This window comes from Arthrobacter sp. J156, assembly GCF_056172865.1.
Genome location: NZ_CM149650.1, coordinates 2596701 through 2611782, shown reverse-complemented (window position 1 = coordinate 2611782; position 15082 = coordinate 2596701). Strand labels below are relative to the sequence as shown.

Annotated in this window: 16 protein-coding genes; 11 read left to right on the top strand and 5 right to left on the bottom strand. The window is 71.6% G+C overall.

Annotated features, from left to right (window positions below; translation table 11 throughout):
• Positions 1–56: 56 nt before the first annotated feature.
• Complete coding sequence (locus AC0QR5_RS11990) at positions 57–560, top strand: Lrp/AsnC family transcriptional regulator (RefSeq protein WP_329861281.1); 504 nt, start codon at positions 57–59, stop codon at positions 558–560.
• 11 nt (positions 561–571) lie between these two features.
• Here the strand turns inward: AC0QR5_RS11990 and AC0QR5_RS11985 are convergent, their stop codons facing one another.
• A complete protein-coding gene (locus tag AC0QR5_RS11985) occupies positions 572–859 on the bottom strand; it encodes a MoaD/ThiS family protein (RefSeq protein ID WP_329861280.1) in 288 nt (95 codons plus the stop codon).
• A gap of 2 nt (positions 860–861) precedes the next feature.
• Positions 862–1959 (bottom strand): WD40/YVTN/BNR-like repeat-containing protein, encoded by a 1098-nt coding sequence (locus AC0QR5_RS11980; protein WP_329861279.1) that lies wholly within the window; start codon positions 1957–1959, stop codon positions 862–864.
• 106 nt (positions 1960–2065) lie between these two features.
• Here AC0QR5_RS11980 and AC0QR5_RS11975 point away from each other — a divergent pair, with 106 nt between their 5' ends.
• From AC0QR5_RS11975 to AC0QR5_RS11935, 9 genes are all read left to right on the top strand, one after another.
• On the top strand, positions 2066–2509 hold the full coding sequence (locus tag AC0QR5_RS11975) for an SRPBCC family protein (protein WP_329861278.1): 444 nt from the start codon (positions 2066–2068) through the stop codon (positions 2507–2509).
• Between the two features lie 162 nt (positions 2510–2671).
• Positions 2672–4405, top strand: coding sequence for an ABC transporter ATP-binding protein (locus AC0QR5_RS11970; protein WP_329861277.1), 1734 nt, complete (start codon positions 2672–2674; stop codon positions 4403–4405).
• A 57-nt stretch (positions 4406–4462) separates the two neighbouring features.
• Positions 4463–6499 carry an ABC transporter ATP-binding protein gene (locus AC0QR5_RS11965; protein ID WP_329861310.1) on the top strand — a complete coding sequence of 679 codons (2037 nt, stop codon included), beginning with the start codon at positions 4463–4465 and terminating at the stop codon, positions 6497–6499.
• A 15-nt stretch (positions 6500–6514) separates the two neighbouring features.
• Entirely contained in the window at positions 6515–7177 is a 663-nt protein-coding gene (locus tag AC0QR5_RS11960) for a pentapeptide repeat-containing protein (protein ID WP_329861276.1), read from the top strand.
• Positions 7178–7225: 48 nt separating this feature from the next.
• Complete coding sequence (locus tag AC0QR5_RS11955) at positions 7226–8002, top strand: CPBP family intramembrane glutamic endopeptidase (RefSeq protein WP_329861275.1); 777 nt, start codon at positions 7226–7228, stop codon at positions 8000–8002.
• Positions 8003–8004: 2 nt separating this feature from the next.
• Entirely contained in the window at positions 8005–9225 is a 1221-nt protein-coding gene (locus AC0QR5_RS11950) for an MFS transporter (protein WP_329861273.1), read from the top strand.
• Positions 9222–10571 carry an MATE family efflux transporter gene (locus AC0QR5_RS11945; protein ID WP_329861271.1) on the top strand — a complete coding sequence of 450 codons (1350 nt, stop codon included), beginning with the start codon at positions 9222–9224 and terminating at the stop codon, positions 10569–10571. The genes AC0QR5_RS11950 and AC0QR5_RS11945 overlap by 4 nt, the downstream gene beginning before the upstream one ends.
• A 50-nt stretch (positions 10572–10621) precedes the next feature.
• Complete coding sequence (locus AC0QR5_RS11940; RefSeq protein WP_329861270.1) at positions 10622–11209, top strand: hypothetical protein; 588 nt, start codon at positions 10622–10624, stop codon at positions 11207–11209.
• Positions 11210–11256: 47 nt separating this feature from the next.
• Positions 11257–11553, top strand: coding sequence for a hypothetical protein (locus tag AC0QR5_RS11935; protein ID WP_329861268.1), 297 nt, complete (start codon positions 11257–11259; stop codon positions 11551–11553).
• 22 nt (positions 11554–11575) lie between these two features.
• Here the strand turns inward: AC0QR5_RS11935 and AC0QR5_RS11930 are convergent, their stop codons facing one another.
• Together AC0QR5_RS11930 and AC0QR5_RS11925 are read right to left on the bottom strand one after the other, a co-directional pair.
• Positions 11576–11887: a hypothetical protein gene (locus AC0QR5_RS11930; RefSeq protein WP_329861266.1), complete on the bottom strand. Its 312-nt coding sequence runs from the start codon at positions 11885–11887 to the stop codon at positions 11576–11578.
• Between the two features lie 63 nt (positions 11888–11950).
• Positions 11951–12493, bottom strand: coding sequence for a CGNR zinc finger domain-containing protein (locus AC0QR5_RS11925; protein WP_329861264.1), 543 nt, complete (start codon positions 12491–12493; stop codon positions 11951–11953).
• An 86-nt stretch (positions 12494–12579) separates the two neighbouring features.
• On the opposite strand from AC0QR5_RS11925, the gene AC0QR5_RS11920 reads away from it, so the two are divergent.
• Complete coding sequence (locus AC0QR5_RS11920; RefSeq protein ID WP_329861263.1) at positions 12580–13527, top strand: EamA family transporter; 948 nt, start codon at positions 12580–12582, stop codon at positions 13525–13527.
• Between the two features lie 54 nt (positions 13528–13581).
• Here AC0QR5_RS11920 and dctA read toward each other — a convergent pair whose 3' ends face one another.
• Positions 13582–15075, bottom strand: a complete 1494-nt coding sequence (dctA, locus tag AC0QR5_RS11915) for a C4-dicarboxylate transporter DctA (RefSeq protein WP_329861261.1) — start codon at positions 15073–15075, stop codon at positions 13582–13584.
• Between the last annotated feature and the right edge of the window lie 7 nt (positions 15076–15082).

Sequence of the window (15082 nt, the reverse complement as noted above, 5' to 3'; positions counted from 1 at the left end):
ACGTGAAGAACGCGTCCTCTTCAGCGAATATTCATCCAGAAAGCAGAGGGAGTTCCGTGATCAATTCGGATCTGATCCGAAATCACCAGGAGGGCCGGAATCGGGTTCGGCTCGACGAGGCGGACCTGGTGATCCTGCGCGAGCTCGCCGCCGACGCGCGTCTTCCCAACAACGTCCTGGCCCGCAAGGCCGGGATCGCGCCGTCGACCTGCCTGGCCCGCGTCCGGGCACTCAAGGACTCCGGCGTGATCACGGGCTACCACGCCGAGCTGGACCTGGCCCGCCTGGGTCTGCACGTCTTCGCCATGATTTCCGTCCGCGTCAACCCTCAGGCCCGCCACCGGATGCTCGAGCTCGCGGCCGCGCTCCGGGACCTCCCCGAGACGCTGGGAGTCTTCCTGTTGGCCGGGGACCGCGACTTCCTGGTCCACGTGGCCTGTGCCGGCCCGGAGGAGCTGCGGGACTTCATCAACGTCCGGCTCGCCGACCCGGCCGTCGCCTCGACCCAGACCAGCCTGGTCTTCGAGCACCTCACGCCCCGCGCCGGCGCGGGGCGCTGACGCGCCGCGGATCAGCCGCCGGCGACCGACTGGATCACCAGGATGCGGGCCCCGTCCGGCACCGGCGTGTCCAGCCCGGCCAGGTCGCGGATGTTGTCCTGCCCCACGAACACATTGACGAAGCGCCGCACCGCGCCCGTCTCCGTCCGGATGCGCCGCGCGAAGACGGGGTGCCCGGCCCCCACCCGGTCCAGCAGGGCACCCACGGTCGCTCCGGCGTCGTACTCCAGATCCAGCGTCCGGCGCCCGCCGAGGGTCGGCGCGAGCACCGCGGGCACGTCCAGGATCGCGCTCGGCACGGCTACGCCACGATGGCTGCGCGGACGCTGAGCACGTCCGGCAGCCGTTCGGCGACCTGGCTGAAGGACGCCCCCTCGTCGCTGCTCGCGAAGACCTCGCCGGCCCGCGTGCCGAAGTAGAGCCCCGCGACGCCGTCGTGCTCGTCGACCCACGCCGCGTCCCGCAGCACCACGTTGTACTCGCCGTCCGGGAGGCCTTCGCGCTGCTCCGCCCAGGTCAGCCCGGCGTCGTCCGTGCGCCAGAGCGCCAGCCGGCCTCCGACCGGGATGCGCTGGAAGTCGGAATGGAGCGGAATGGTCCACGCCGTGCCCGCCCGGCGCGGGTGCGTCAGGAACGTGAAGCCGAAGTCGGCCGGCAGCCCGTCGGCGATGCTCACCCACTCGTCCCCGCCGTTGTCCGTCCGGTAGACCCCGCCGTGGTTCTGCGCGTAGAGCCGGTTGTGGTCCGCGGCGTCCGCCGTGATGCGGTGCACGCACTGGCCGAACTCCGGCTCCTCGTCCGGCATGAACCCGGCGCTGATGCCCTTGTTGCGCGGCTCCCAGCTGCCGCCCGCGTCCCGGCTGCGGTACACGCCGCCCGTGCTCATGGCCACGTGCAGCGTCTTGGCGTCCTCGCGGTCCGGGATGATCGTGTGGGCCGCGGGGCCTCCGAATCCCTCGCCCCACTCCTTGCGGTGCGGGTGCTCCCACAGCCCGCGGTTCAGCTCGAAGCTCTCCCCGGAGTCCGTGGACTTCCACACGGAGATCGGTTCGCAGCCGGCCCAGACCACGCCCGGCCGCTCGTCGGTGTCCGGGCGCAGGTGCCAGATCCGGGCGAGCTCCGCGCCCGTGTCCGCCGGAAACTTGATGGCCCCGTGCTCCGGCTCGGTCCACGTGGCGCCGAGGTCATCCGAATGCACCACGGCCGGGCCCCAGTGCCAGTCGTTGATGCCGGCGAGGACGCGGGTCCGGCCGCCGCGGGTGTCGATGGCCACGGAGGCCACCTCGATGTTGAGGAAGTACGGGCCGTCCAGGATCCAGCTGGCGCGGTCGGTGCTTCTGGCGAGCCACAGGCCCTTTTTGGTGCCGATGGCGATCACGGTCTCTGCTGCGTTGCCCATGGGCCATAGTCCACCACCGGGTGCGGCGGCGGACAAGGGGTGGTGGACCCGGATTCGGGACCGCGGCGGCGTCGACCCCCGGACCGCGGACGGGTACTCTGGCGCCATGGCCGATGGAACCCTGGTGATGGAACGCGACTTCGATGCGCCGCGGGAGAAGGTGTGGGAGGCGTGGACCGATCCCGACGTCCTCGCCGCCTGGTTCGGCCCCGAGGGCTGGAGCGTGACCGCGGGGTCCGTGATGGTGGAACCGCGCCCCGGCGGCGTGTGGCGGCTCGTTATGGCCTCCGACGAGGACCCCCTGTCCGTCTCGCCCATCGAGGCCGAGCTCGGCGCGTTCGAGCCGCCGTCGCTCCTCGTGGGGCGTACCGCCGCGACGCCGGAGTCCGGCGGACAGGTCATGGAGCTGCGGGTCGAGCTCGAGGAGTCCGGCCGCGGCACGCGGATGCGCCTCAGCCAAGGCCCCTACCCCGAAGAGGTCCTCGAGATGGCGGGCGGCGGCTGGGAGCAGTCCTTCGCGAAGCTCGAGAGGCTCCTCGCCCGCGGCTGATCCGCCGGCGGAGAAATCATCCTCTCGACGGATTGAGTTGTCCCAACTGGGGACTAGAGTTCCTTATGCTCCGGAGGCAGCCGGCCTCCGCGTGCCCTCCCGCCACCCCGCCCCGCCCCGGGGCGCGCCGTGGGCGGAACCGCGCAAAGGACCACTTCCACCATGCTGCTTCGACTGATCCTGAAGTACTCCAAGCCCTACACGATGTGGATCGTGGCCGTGATGGTCTTCCAGCTGGCCACCACGATCGCCACGCTCTACCTGCCCAGCCTCAACGCCCGCATCATCGACGAGGGCGTGGCCAAGGGCGACACCGACTTCATCTGGCGCACCGGCGGAGTGATGCTCGGCGTCGCGTTCGCGCAGGTGCTCACCGCCGTCGCCGCCGTCTACTTCGGCGCCAAGACGTCCATGGCCATCGGCCGGGACATCCGCCGCGCCGTCTTCCACTCCGTCGCCGGCTTCTCGGCGCGCGAGGTCAACCAGTTCGGCGCCCCCACCCTGATCACGCGTGGCACGAACGACGTCCAGCAGGTCCAGATGCTCGTGCTCATGGGCCTGAACTTCATGGTCGCGGCCCCCATCATGTGCATCGGCGGCATCATCATGGCGCTGCGCGAGGACGCCGGGCTGTCCTGGCTCGTCTGGGTCTCCGTGCCGCTCCTCGTGGTCATCGTCGGCATCCTCATCCGCTTCCTCATGCCCCTGTTCCGCATCATGCAGGACCGCATCGACGGCATCAACGGCGTGCTGCGCGAGCAGATCACCGGCATCCGCGTGGTCCGCGCGTTCGTCCGCGAGGACTTCGAGACCGAACGCTTCCGCGGCGCCAACGAGAAGCTGACGGACGTCGGCGTCAAGGTCGGCCAGCTGTTCGTGCTCATGTTCCCCGTCATCGGCATGATCCTGCACGTGGCCACCGCCGCCGTGCTCTGGTTCGGCGGCCAGCGGGTCGATGCCGGCCAGGTCGAGGTCGGTGCGCTCACGGCCTTCCTGCAGTACCTCCTGCAGATCCTCATGGCCGTCATGATGGGCACGTTCATGGCCATGATGATCCCGCGCGCCATGGTCTGCGCCGAGCGCATCGGCGAGGTGACCGCCGTCGAACCCTCCCTCCACGATCCCCACGCGCCGCGCGCGACGGGGCCCGTCCGCGGCGAGGTCGAGTTCCGCGGCGTTAGCTTCGGCTACCCCGGCGCCGAGGAGCCCGTGCTCAAGGACATCAGCTTCACGGCGAAGCCGGGCCAGACGACGGCGATCATCGGCTCGACCGGCGCCGGCAAGTCCACGCTGCTGAACCTCGTGCCCCGGCTCTACGATCCCGGGTCCGGCGAGGTCTTGATCGACGGCGTCCCGGTCTCCGGGCTCACCCGCGAACAGCTGTCCCGGCGCGTCTCCACCGTCCCGCAGCGGCCGTACCTCTTCTCCGGAACCGTCGCGTCCAACCTGCGCTACGGCAAGGGCGACGCCGACGAGGCCGAGCTGTGGGAGGCCCTGCGGATCGCCCAGGCCGAGGACTTCGTGCGCGAGAAGCCGGACGGGCTCGAGACCAGGATCTCCCAGGGCGGCACCAACGTCTCGGGCGGCCAGCGGCAGCGCCTCTGCATCGCCCGGGCGCTCGTCGCCCGGCCGGCCGTGTACCTGTTCGACGACTCGTTCTCCGCCCTCGACGTCGCCACCGACGCCCGGCTGCGGCAGGCCCTGAAGTCCAGCATCCACGACGCGACCGTCATCATGGTCGCCCAGCGCGTCGCCTCGATCACCGAAGCGGACCAGATCCTGGTCCTCGACAACGGCAGGATCGTGGACCGCGGTACCCACGACGAGCTCCTGGCCTCCTCGGAGACCTACCGCGAGATCGTCGAATCCCAGATCAGCGCGGAGGAGGTGGCCTAGATGGCGCAGACCCAGGTGGAGAACACCGAAGAGAACACCGAGGAAGAGTTCGCCGACATGTCGCTCGACGACGGATTCGGCGGCCAGACGTCGATCCGCAAGCCCAAGCACTTCTGGCCCTCGGCCAAGCGCCTGCTGGGCCTGCTCGGCACGGAGAAGGCCGGCATCGGGATCGTCCTGGTCTTCGTGGCCATCGGCGTCGTGCTCAACGTCATCGCCCCGAAGGTCCTCGGCTACGCCATGGACATCATCTTCGCGGGCGTGCTCGGCCCCATGATGCCCGCCGACGTCACCCAGGAGCAGTTCATCGCGGGCCTGCGGGCCAGCGGCCAGGACGACTTCGCCGACATGCTCTCCGGCATGACGGTGGTCCCCGGCGCCGGGATCGACTTCCGCGAGCTCGGGATCGTCATCTCGATCGTGCTGGCGATGTACTTCGTCGCCAACGTGTTCATGTGGGCCCAGGGCTTCATCCTCAACAAGCTCGTCATGCGCGTGGTCTACAACCTCCGCAAGGACGTCGAGCACAAGCTCAACCGGCTGCCGCTGAACTACTTCGACACGCGCCAGCGCGGCGATGTGCTCTCGCGCGTGACGAACGACGTCGACAACATCCAGAACGCCCTCCAACAGGCGTTCGCGCAGCTCGTCCAGGCGCTCCTGACGGTGGTCGGGATCGTCATCATGATGTTCATCGTCTCCTGGCAGCTCGCGCTGATCGCGCTCATCGCGCTGCCGCTGTCCGCCGTCGCGGCCGGCGTCATCGGCGTGCGGGCCCAGAAGCAGTTCACGGCCCAGTGGAAGTCCACCGGCGCCCTCAACGGGCAGATCGAGGAGTCCTTCTCCGGCCACGAGCTCATGAAGGTCTTCGGGCGCGAGGAGGAGGCGCTGGCGCGCTTCGACGAGCGCAACGAGGAGCTCTACAAGGCCTCCTTCGGCGCCCAGTTCGTCTCCGGCACCATCTACCCGGTGATGAACTTCATCTCCTACCTGGCCTACGTGGGCATCGCCGTGGTCGGCGGCCTGCGCGTCGCGAGCGGGCAGATGACCCTCGGCGACGCGACGGCCTTCATCCAGTACTCGCGCGAGTTCACGCAGCCGCTCGGGCAGATGGCCGGCATGGCCAACATGCTCCAGTCCGGCGTGGCGAGCGCCGAGCGGACGTTCGAGCTGCTCGACGCCGACGAGGAGGAGCCGGAGACGGTCACGGGACACCTCCCGGAGCGCACCGACGGCCACGTGGAGTTCCACGGCGTCTCGTTCTCCTACGATCCGGCCAAGCCGCTCATCGAGGAGCTGTCCTTCGAGGCGCACCCGGGCCACACGGTGGCGATCGTCGGACCCACGGGCGCGGGCAAGACGACGCTCGTGAACCTGGTCATGCGCTTCTACGAGCTCGATTCCGGGCGCATCACGCTCGACGGCGTGGACGTCACCGCGCTGTCCCGCGCGGAGCTGCGCTCCAAGGTGGGCATGGTGCTGCAGGACGCCTGGCTGTTCAACGGCACCATCATGGACAACATCCGCTACGGGCGCCTGGACGCGAGCGACGAGGACGTCTTCGAGGCGGCCCGCGCCACCTACGTCGACCGCTTCGTCAGGGCGCTCCCGGACGGCTACCAGACGGTGATCGACGACGAGGGCACCAACGTCTCGGCCGGCGAGAAGCAGCTCATCACGATCGCCCGCGCGTTCCTGGCCAACCCCTCGCTGCTGATCCTCGACGAGGCGACCTCCTCCGTGGACACGCGCACCGAGGTCCTGGTCCAGCACGCCATGGCCGCCCTGCGCAGCGACCGCACGAGCTTCGTGATCGCCCACCGGCTCTCCACGATCCGCGACGCGGACACCATCCTGGTGATGGAGGCGGGCCGGATCGTCGAGCAGGGCAGCCACGAGCGGCTGCTCGAGTCCCGCGGTGCGTACCACCGGCTCTACATGTCCCAGTTCGCGGGCCCGGCCGAGGACCCCGACGCCGCCGCGCTCGCGGACGCCGCCTCGGCGCCGCAGGCCGGGGTGGAGCCGGGGGACGACGGCGGTGCGGAGCCGGTCCCCGACGCCGCCTCGGCGGACGCGTCCGGCCGGGAGGGCTGAGTGGGGCGGGAGGCGGTGCCCGCCCGGCCCGCGCCCCAGGCGCCCCGCCTGCCGTCCTTCGCCCCGGCGTCGTACCCCGGGGCCGGCGACCTGACCGCGCTGGATGCCGACGGGCGGTGCGAGGGCCTGCTGTTCGAGCAGGACGACGCCGCGGGAGCGGACCTCGAGGACGCCGTCTTCACGGCCTGCTCCTTCCGCGGGGTCTCCCTCGCCGGGGCGCGCCTCGAGCGGGCCTCCTTCGGCGACTGCCGCTTCGAGGAGCTGCTCGCGCCGACGCTCTCCGCCCCGGACTCTGCCTGGTGGAACACGCGGATCGCCCGCGGGCGGATCGGCTCCGCCGAGCTGTACGGGGCCACGCTGCGCTCCGTGCTGTTCGACGGCGGCAAGCTCGGCTACGTCAACCTGCGCTCGGCCGAGCTCAAGGACGTCCTGTTCCGGGACGTCATCATCGAGGAGCTCGACCTGGGATCCGCGACGGCGACCCGGGTGGCCTTCGAGGACTGCCGGATCGACTCGCTCCTGCTCCACGGGGCCCGGCTCTCCCACGCCGACCTGCGCGGTGCGGGCCTGAGGTCCATCACGGCCCCGGCGGGGCTGCGGGGCGCGACGATCGACGCCCTGCAGCTCCAGGACCTCGCGCCGCTGCTCGCCGCCGAGGCCGGGATCCGGGTGCTCTGAGGGTCCCGGCGTGAAGCGCGGCCCGGGGCGAATCGGTAGGGTTGGGGCATGCGTCCCCACCCCCAGCCAGGACCGGCCGGCCCCTACCCGTTCCCCGGGCCGCGGCGCCGGCAGCCCGTGTTCGATCCCGGCCGCTTCGGGGTCGGCGACGGCGTCACGGTGGGCCTGTACATCCTGCTGTTCGTCGTGGGCCTGGCCAGCTTCATGGTCCTCGTCCCGGGCTTCACGGACACGTTCTCCACGCCGGACACGGCGACGTTCGCGGTCAACCTGATCGTCTACGCCGTCCTCTTCACGGCCGCGATGATCATGGCCTTCGGCGCGTTCCGCGAATCCCTGCGCACGTTCGCGTTCCACCCGTGGGCCAAGGGCTTCGGCATTCCGGGCGCCTGGTTCGGCTCGCTCATGATCACGGCTGCGATCCTCATGGGCATGGGGGAGGTGGTCAAGAGCGAGAACCAGCTGGCGATCGAGGGCATGACCTACTCCGTCCCGTTCCCCACGATGTTCGTCGTGGCCGTGGTCATGGGGCCGTTCGTGGAGGAGTACGTCTTCCGCCACCTGCTCATCGGCAAGCTCAGCCGCTACGTCAACGTCTGGCTCTGCGTGGTGGTCTCGATCGCGCTCTTCGCGGGGATCCACTTCATCGGCACCGGCTCGTTCGACGTCAGCTCGCTCGTGCCCTACCTGACGCTCGGCACGGTGATCAGCGTCGCCTACGTCCTGACCGGCAAGTCGCTCGCCTACGCCTACATCCTGCACTTCTTCAACAACGCGGTGGCCCTCTCCCTGGCCTACACGGTGCTGCCGCTGCTGAACCCGTAGCGTTGGCCGGCGGGGACGCGTTCGGCGGGCACGCGCACGGCTCGCCCGGCTACCGGCGCATGATCCTGGCGCTCTTCGCCGCCGGCGTCGCCACGTTCTCCCAGCTCTATTCGGTCCAGGGCGTCCTGCCGGAGCTGGCCCGCGACCTCGCCGTGTCCGAGGCGCAGGCCGCGCTCGCGGTCTCCGCGGCCACGGCGGGCCTCGCGTCCTCCGTGATCGCCTGGTCCGCTGTCGCGGACCGGATCGGGCGCCTGCGGACCATGAAGACGGCGGTCGTCGCCGCCGTCGTCCTGGGCCTGCTGGTCCCGGCAGCCCCGGGGTTCGAGGCGCTCCTGGCGCTGCGCTTCGTCGAGGGGCTCGCCCTGGGCGGGATCCCCGCGGTGGCGCTCGCGTACCTGAGCGAGGAGATCGCGCCGCTGCACTCGGCCGTCGCCGCGGGCACCTACATCTCCGGGACGACCCTCGGCGGGCTCGCCGGCCGCCTCGTCGCCGGCCCGTTGAGCGAGTTCCTCACGTGGCGGGCCGGGACCCTCGTCGTGGCGCTCCTCGCGGCCGCGGCGGCGACGGCCTTCATCCTCGCCGCTCCCGCCCCACGCGGGTTCACGCCCGTGCCACGGCGCACGCCGGGCGCGCCGGGACTCGCCGCGAAGCTCGCGGCCAACCTTGCGCGGCCCCGGCTGCTCGCGCTCTACGCGCAGGGCCTGCTGCTCATGGGCGGATTCGTCGCGGTCTACAACTACCTGGGCTTCCGGCTCGAAGCGCCGCCGTTCCTCATCCCCGCCTCGCTGGCCTCGTTCGTGTTCCTGGCCTACCTCTCCGGCACCTGGTCCTCGCGCCGGGCGGGGGCGCTCGTGGGCCGGCTGGGCCGCCTGCCCGTCCTGCTCGGTTCGACGGGCGTCATGGCCGCCGGCCTCGCGGTGACCGTGCTGGACTGGCTCCCGGCGGTCGTCGCGGGCCTGCTCCTCTTCACGGCCGGCTTCTTCGGTGCGCACGCCGTGGCGAGCGGCTGGGTCCCGGTGCTCGCCGTGGGCGGGCGCGCCCAGGCCGCGAGCCTCTACAACCTCGCCTACTACGCGGGCTCGAGCGCGTTCGGCTGGGCGGTGGGGCTCGCGTTCGCGCCGTTCGGCTGGCCCGGGGCCGCGGCGTGCGTCCTGGCCCTGGTGGCGGCGGCCGCCGTGATCGCCGCGGCGTGCCTGCGCGGCGGGGATAGGCTGGCCGGGTGAGCGACGCGTCCCCCCGATCCCGTACGACGCCGGGGCCGCGCCTCGGGCGCCGCATCCTCGCCCTCGCGCTCCCCGCCCTGGGCGCGCTCGTCGCCGAACCGCTCTTCCTCATGGCGGACACCGCGATCGTCGGCCACCTCGGCCTCACCGAACTCGCCGGGGCGGGCCTCGGCACCACCGTGCTGCACACCGCCGTGGGGCTCATGATCTTCCTGGCCTACTCGACGACGCCCGCCGTCGCCCGGCGCTTCGGTGCGGGGAGGATGGCGGATGCGCTCGCCGTGGGCCGGGACGGGATCCAGCTCGCGTTCGCCCTCGGGCTCGTCCTCGCCACGGCGGGCTGGCTCGCGGCTCCGGCGCTCCTGGCGGCGATGGGCGCCCGGGACGGCGTGCTGGGCTTCGCGATCGACTACGTGCGCTGGTCCATGCCGGGGCTGCCGGCGATGCTCCTGGTCCTCGCGGCGACGGGCGTGCTGCGCGGCCTGCAGGACACCCGGACCCCGCTCGTGATCGCCGGGGCCGGCTTCGCGGCGAACATCGTGCTCAACCTGGTCCTCGTGTACGGGGCGGGGATGTCCGTCGCCGGCTCCGCGCTCGGCACCTCGATCGCCCAATGGGGCATGGCCGCGGCGTACCTGTGGATCCTGCTGCCGCGGATGCGTTCGGCCGGGGTGGCGCTGCGCCCGCACGCCGCCGGCATGGCCTCCACCGGGGCCGTCGGCTCGTGGCTCATGCTGCGGACGCTGAGCCTGCGCGCGGGCATCCTCGCCACCGTCTGGGTCGCGACCTCGCACGGCGCGCTGACGCTCGCGGCGCACCAGCTCGTCTTCACCGTCTTCACCTTCCTCGCGTTCGCCCTCGACGCCCTCGCGATCGCCGCCCAGGCGCTCATCGGCAAGGAGCTCGGCGCCGGGGACAAGGAGCTGGCCCGCCGGCTGACGCGCACCATGACGTGGTGGGGCGTGGCGTTCGGGGCCGCCACGGGTGCGGTGCTGGCCGCGGCCGCGCCGTTCGCCGGGGCGCTCTTCACGTCCGATCCCTCCGTGCGCCAGGCGGCCGCCGTGGGACTCTGGGTGCTCGCCGCGGCCCAGCCGCTCTGCGGGCTCGTGTTCGTCCTCGACGGGGTCCTCATCGGGGCCGGCGACGCCCGCTACCTGGCCCTCGCCGGGCTCGTGGCCCTCGCCGCCTACGCCCCGCTGCTCTGGGCCGCGTCGTCCCGCGAGCTGCCGGGCACCGGGGGCATCCTCTGGCTCTGGCTCGCCTTCGGCGTCGGCTACATGGCGGCCCGCGCCGCGACGCTCGCGTGGCGCGTGCGCAACGACGCCTGGATGCGCACCGGAACCTGAGCCGCGCCCCGCGCCGGGGGCGTGCGGCACCGGGTGGGTAGACTGCTGGGGTGCCTTCCGCGACCACCCCGCCCGAGACCGCAGCCGCCCTGTGGAAGCCGATCCTGTTCCGCGCCGTCGTGGCGCTCGTGTTCGGGCTCGTCTCCGTCTTCTGGCCGGGCCTGGACCAGAAGCTCGGCGGGTCCGGGCCCAGCGACGCCCTCGTGGCCTACACGATCGCGGGCTACCTGGTCCTGACCTCGAAGGCGGCGTGGGACTTCGCCCAGGCCCCGGTGGTTCCGTCCCCGGTCCGCGGCTTCCTCGGCGGCGCCGCGATCGCGTGGTCGCTCGCCGCCGCCTACGTGATCTTCGTCCCCACCGCGGCCGGCGTGATCGCGGGCGCGGGCACGGCGCTCCTCGTCGCGGGCGTCGTCGAGGTCGCGGCGTGGGCCCGCCACCGGCGGGAGCTGGTCCCGGCCCGCGAACTGCTCATCACCGGCGTGATCGGCGCGGGGACGGGCGTCTCGCTCTACGTCGGCGGGTTCAACGGGCTCGACGCCCACGGGATCCTCGGCCTCGCCGGCGGCGGGGCCGTGATCATCGGCGTCTTCCTGGCCATCGCGGCCTTCGGCTACCGGCACGACGCCCGGCGCGCCTGAGCGCCGGTAGACTAGGGGTCATCCCCATCCCGTCAGGAGGCACATCCGTGGGCAGCAACCCGTCCAAGCCGCAGTGGCAGCAGAGCATCAAGGCGCCGCTGATCTTCTCCCTGGTCATGGGGCTGATCGCGGGCGTCACTGGTGCCGTCGCCGCCACCGGGGGATCGGACAAGGCCCTGCGGATCGACGTCGGACTCACGGCGTTCGGCATCGCCTTCATCGCCTGCCTGCTCGTGATCTCCCTGATGAGCATGGCGGGCAAGGAGAACCCCAAGGACATGGGCACCGGCTCCGGCGTGAACCGCTCCTCCGCCAACCCGGACCAGAAGCCCAAGGGCCACTAGCCGGCCGCGGCGGCCACCGCAGCTAGGGGCGTCCGCCCCACTCGCGCAGGAACTCCTCGCGCGTCATCTCCTCGAGGTCGCGGCGGATCAGGGCCACGAGGCCCTCGGCCTCGTCGATGTTGTTCCCCGTGATGCGCAGGACCTCTTCGTCGTTGTCGATCCGCCGCACCACGGCCGTCGCGCCCATGACGTCCGAACCGTCGCCGCCCAGCACGGCGTCCGCGAGCCCGACGACCCAGCGTCCGGCCGCCTTGAAGGCGCCGTCGTTGGCCCGCTCGAGGTCGACGTCGTAGTCCTCGGACGCGTGGTGCTCTTCGCCATTCGGGATGCTCATGTGCGTTCCTTCCGCCGGGCCCGGGCGCCTCGTCGGCCCGGATACCACCAGCATAGGACCCCCTCAGCCGCGGCCGCGCCGGGCGCGGTAGGCGCGCACGTGTTCCCGGTTGGCGCAGTTGCCCGTGCTGCAGTAGCGCTTGGAGCGGTTGCGGGACAGGTCCAGCACCAGGTCGGCGCAGTCGGCTGCCGCGCAGACCCGGAGGCGGCCCAGCTCGCCCGTGCGGATGACGTCGACGATCGCCATGGCCGCCTCGACCGCCATGCGCTCCACGAGCGGCGCCTCCGGGATGGTCGCGTGCAGGTGGTAGTCCCACTGGTCGTGCCTGACGAGCTGGGGCAGGGCGCGCGCGTTGCGGAGGATCCGGTTCACGGCCTCGACCGCGTCGTCCTCCGTGGAGGTCCAGATCCCGCGGAGGACGCTGCGCAGCTGGCGGACGTCGCGCAGCTCGGAGGCGGTGTGCGTGCGGGAGCCCGTGAACTGCTCGCGCTCCAGGAAGGCGTCGAGGTCCGCGAGGGTCAGCAGTCCGTCCGCCCCGCCGGACTCCGTGTTGACGAGGTTCACGACGCTCGCGAGCGCCACTTCCGTGTCAGGGGCAAACGTCATGATGACTCCTGTCGTTTCCGGCGAACCGGCCGTACCCTTAGGGTAAGCAGTATAACCTCCCACGCTCCTGACAACCGAGGCAGAACATGGCATCCACCGCTCCCGTCACCCTCCAAGCCACGCCGCGGCCGTCCCTGCGCGGCATCTGGATCGCCCTCTTCAGCTCGGCCGTCTTCGGGATCTCCGGCTCCTTCGCCAAGCCGCTCCTCGAGGCCGGCTGGACGAGTGGCGCGGCCGTCGGCGCCCGGATGTCCGGGGCGGCGCTCGTCCTGCTGATCCCCACGCTGTTCATGCTCCGCGGCCGCTGGGGTTCGGTGCTGGCCAACTGGCGCCCGATCCTGCTCTTCGGCGTCTTCGGGGTGGGCATCTGCCAGTTCGCCTACTTCCAGGCCGTCGAGCGGCTCAGCGTCGGCGTCGCCCTGCTGCTCGAGTACCTGGCCCCCGTCCTGATCGTCCTGACGCTCTGGGTCCGCACGCGCCGGCGGCCCCGCGGACTGACGATCGCCGGAGCCGCGCTCTCCCTCGGTGGCCTCGTCCTGGTGCTCGACCTCACCGGCGCCCAGCGGGTGGACCCGGTCGGCGTGCTCTGGGGGCTCGGCGCCGCCGTGGGCCTCGCCGTCTACTTCTTCATCACGGCCAAGGCGAACGACACGCTTCCGCCCCTCGTCCTGGCCACGGGCGGCCTGTTCGTCGGCGCCGTCCTGATGCTCCTGCTCGGCGCCGCGCGGCTGCTGCCGATGCGGGCCGTGTTCGGACAGGTCGAGTTCTCCGGCTTCGCCCTGCCCTGGTGGGCGGCGCTCGGCGGGCTCGTGCTCATGGCCACGGTGCTCGCCTACGTCTCCGGCATCATGGCGGCCCGTGCGCTCGGCACCAAACTGGCCTCCTTCGTCTCCCTCACCGAGGTGCTCTTCGCCGTGCTCTGGGCGTGGCTGCTGCTGCAGGAGCTCCCGGCCGCGATCCAGCTCCTCGGCGGCGCCCTGATCGTCCTCGGGGTCCTGCTCGTCCGGGCCGACGAGTTGCGCAGCGTGGGCTGACGACGCCGGCCGCCCCGCCGGGAAGGCGGGGCGGCCGGCGTCGCCCGGGAGCGCTCAGCCCCTCCGGGCCGGCTCGGGTTCCCGCCCGGGCTCGCGCCCGCCCGTGGGGCCGTCGTCCGGGGCGGAGGCATCGGCGTCGTGCCTGGAGTAGTCCCCCGTGGCGATCGCGGCCTTGCGCTCCGCGGCCTCGGCGGAGAGGGCCAGCCCCTGGCCCGGGGCGTCGCCGTCCCGCATGAGCTCCTCGACGTCGACGCTGTCCGGGTTGTCCAGGACAAAGCGCAGGCGCTCCCGGTCCAGCGCCCCCGTCCAGCGGGCGATCACGAGCGTGCCGATGCCGTTGCCGGTCAGGTTGGTCAGCGCGCGGCCCTCGGACATAAAGCGGTCGATGCCGACGATGAGGGCCAGGCCCACCATCGGGATGATGTGGTCGAAGGCCGCGATCGAGGCGGCCAGCGTCACGAGGCCGGCGCCGGAGACGCCCGCCGCGCCGTTGGAGGAGACCAGCATGAACAGCAGCAGGCCGATCTGCGTGGCCAGCGGGACGTCGATCCCGAAGGCCTGGGCGATGAACATGGCGCCCATGGTCATGTAGATCGCGGTCCCGTCCAGGTTGAAGGAGTAGCCCGTCGGGATGGTCAGGCCCACGACGTGCTTAGGCGTGCCCGCGGCCTCCAGCTTGGTCATCATGCGCGGCAGCACGGTCTCCGAGGAGGAGGTGCCGAGCACGATCAGCAGCTCGTCCTTGATGTAGCGGATGTACTTGAAGATGCTGAAGCCCGCCGCGTAGCAGATGGGGCCGAGGCACAGGAAGATGAAGATCAGGCAGGTCAGCCAGAAGGACCCCATGAAGAACGCGAGGTTTCCGAGGATCTCGTGGCCGTGCTTGCCGATCGTGAACGCGATGCCGCCCATGGCGCCGATCGGGGCGACCCACATGACCATCTTGATCACGCCGAACATGACCTTCGCGAAGACGTCGAGGGCACGCACCACGGGCTTGCCGCGCTCGCCGAGCATGGCGATCGCGACGGCGGTGAGGATGGCGAGCAGGAGGACCTGCAGGAGCTGTCCGTCGACGAACGCCGACATGAAGGAGGTCGGCACGAGGCCCAGGACGAAGTCGGAGATCCCGGAGCCGGCGACGGCGCCGGCGGACTCGATGGTCGCGTCCGCCGCGGAGCCGTCGAAGGAGGCGACGTCGTAGTTCAGGCCCGCGCCCGGCTTGAACAGGTTGATCATGACGAGGCCGAGGCCGAGGGCGATCACGGTGGTGATGTTGAAGTAGACCACGGTGCGCAGCGCGAGGCCCCCCGCCTTGGCCAGGTTGCCCAGGCCGGCGATGCCGACGACGACGGTCGCGAAGATCGTCGGGGCGATCACGACCTTGACGAGGTTGATGAACAGGGTGGCGAGCCAGCGCATCTGCTCGCCGACGGCCGGCCAGACGACGCCGATCACGATGCCGACGGCGATGCCGATCAGGACCCACACGTAGAGGTGCGAGTACCAGGGCTTCTTCTTTTTCTGCTGGACGGTGGGGGAGGACATGGTCGGG

Bases quoted from the DNA above. Each gene is read 5' to 3' on its own strand.
- AC0QR5_RS11980 (WP_329861279.1), bottom strand. From the start codon at position 1,959: ATGGGCAACGCAGCAGAGACCGTGATCGCCATCGGCACCAAAAAGGGC.
- AC0QR5_RS11975 (WP_329861278.1), top strand. From the start codon at position 2,066: ATGGCCGATGGAACCCTGGTGATGGAACGCGACTTCGATGCGCCGCGG.
- AC0QR5_RS11970 (WP_329861277.1), top strand. From the start codon at position 2,672: ATGCTGCTTCGACTGATCCTGAAGTACTCCAAGCCCTACACGATGTGG.
- AC0QR5_RS11965 (WP_329861310.1), top strand. From the start codon at position 4,463: ATGTCGCTCGACGACGGATTCGGCGGCCAGACGTCGATCCGCAAGCCC.
- AC0QR5_RS11955 (WP_329861275.1), top strand. From the start codon at position 7,226: ATGCGTCCCCACCCCCAGCCAGGACCGGCCGGCCCCTACCCGTTCCCC.
- AC0QR5_RS11930 (WP_329861266.1), bottom strand. From the start codon at position 11,887: ATGAGCATCCCGAATGGCGAAGAGCACCACGCGTCCGAGGACTACGAC.
- AC0QR5_RS11925 (WP_329861264.1), bottom strand. From the start codon at position 12,493: ATGACGTTTGCCCCTGACACGGAAGTGGCGCTCGCGAGCGTCGTGAAC.
- AC0QR5_RS11920 (WP_329861263.1), top strand. From the start codon at position 12,580: ATGGCATCCACCGCTCCCGTCACCCTCCAAGCCACGCCGCGGCCGTCC.
- dctA (WP_329861261.1), bottom strand. From the start codon at position 15,075: ATGTCCTCCCCCACCGTCCAGCAGAAAAAGAAGAAGCCCTGGTACTCG.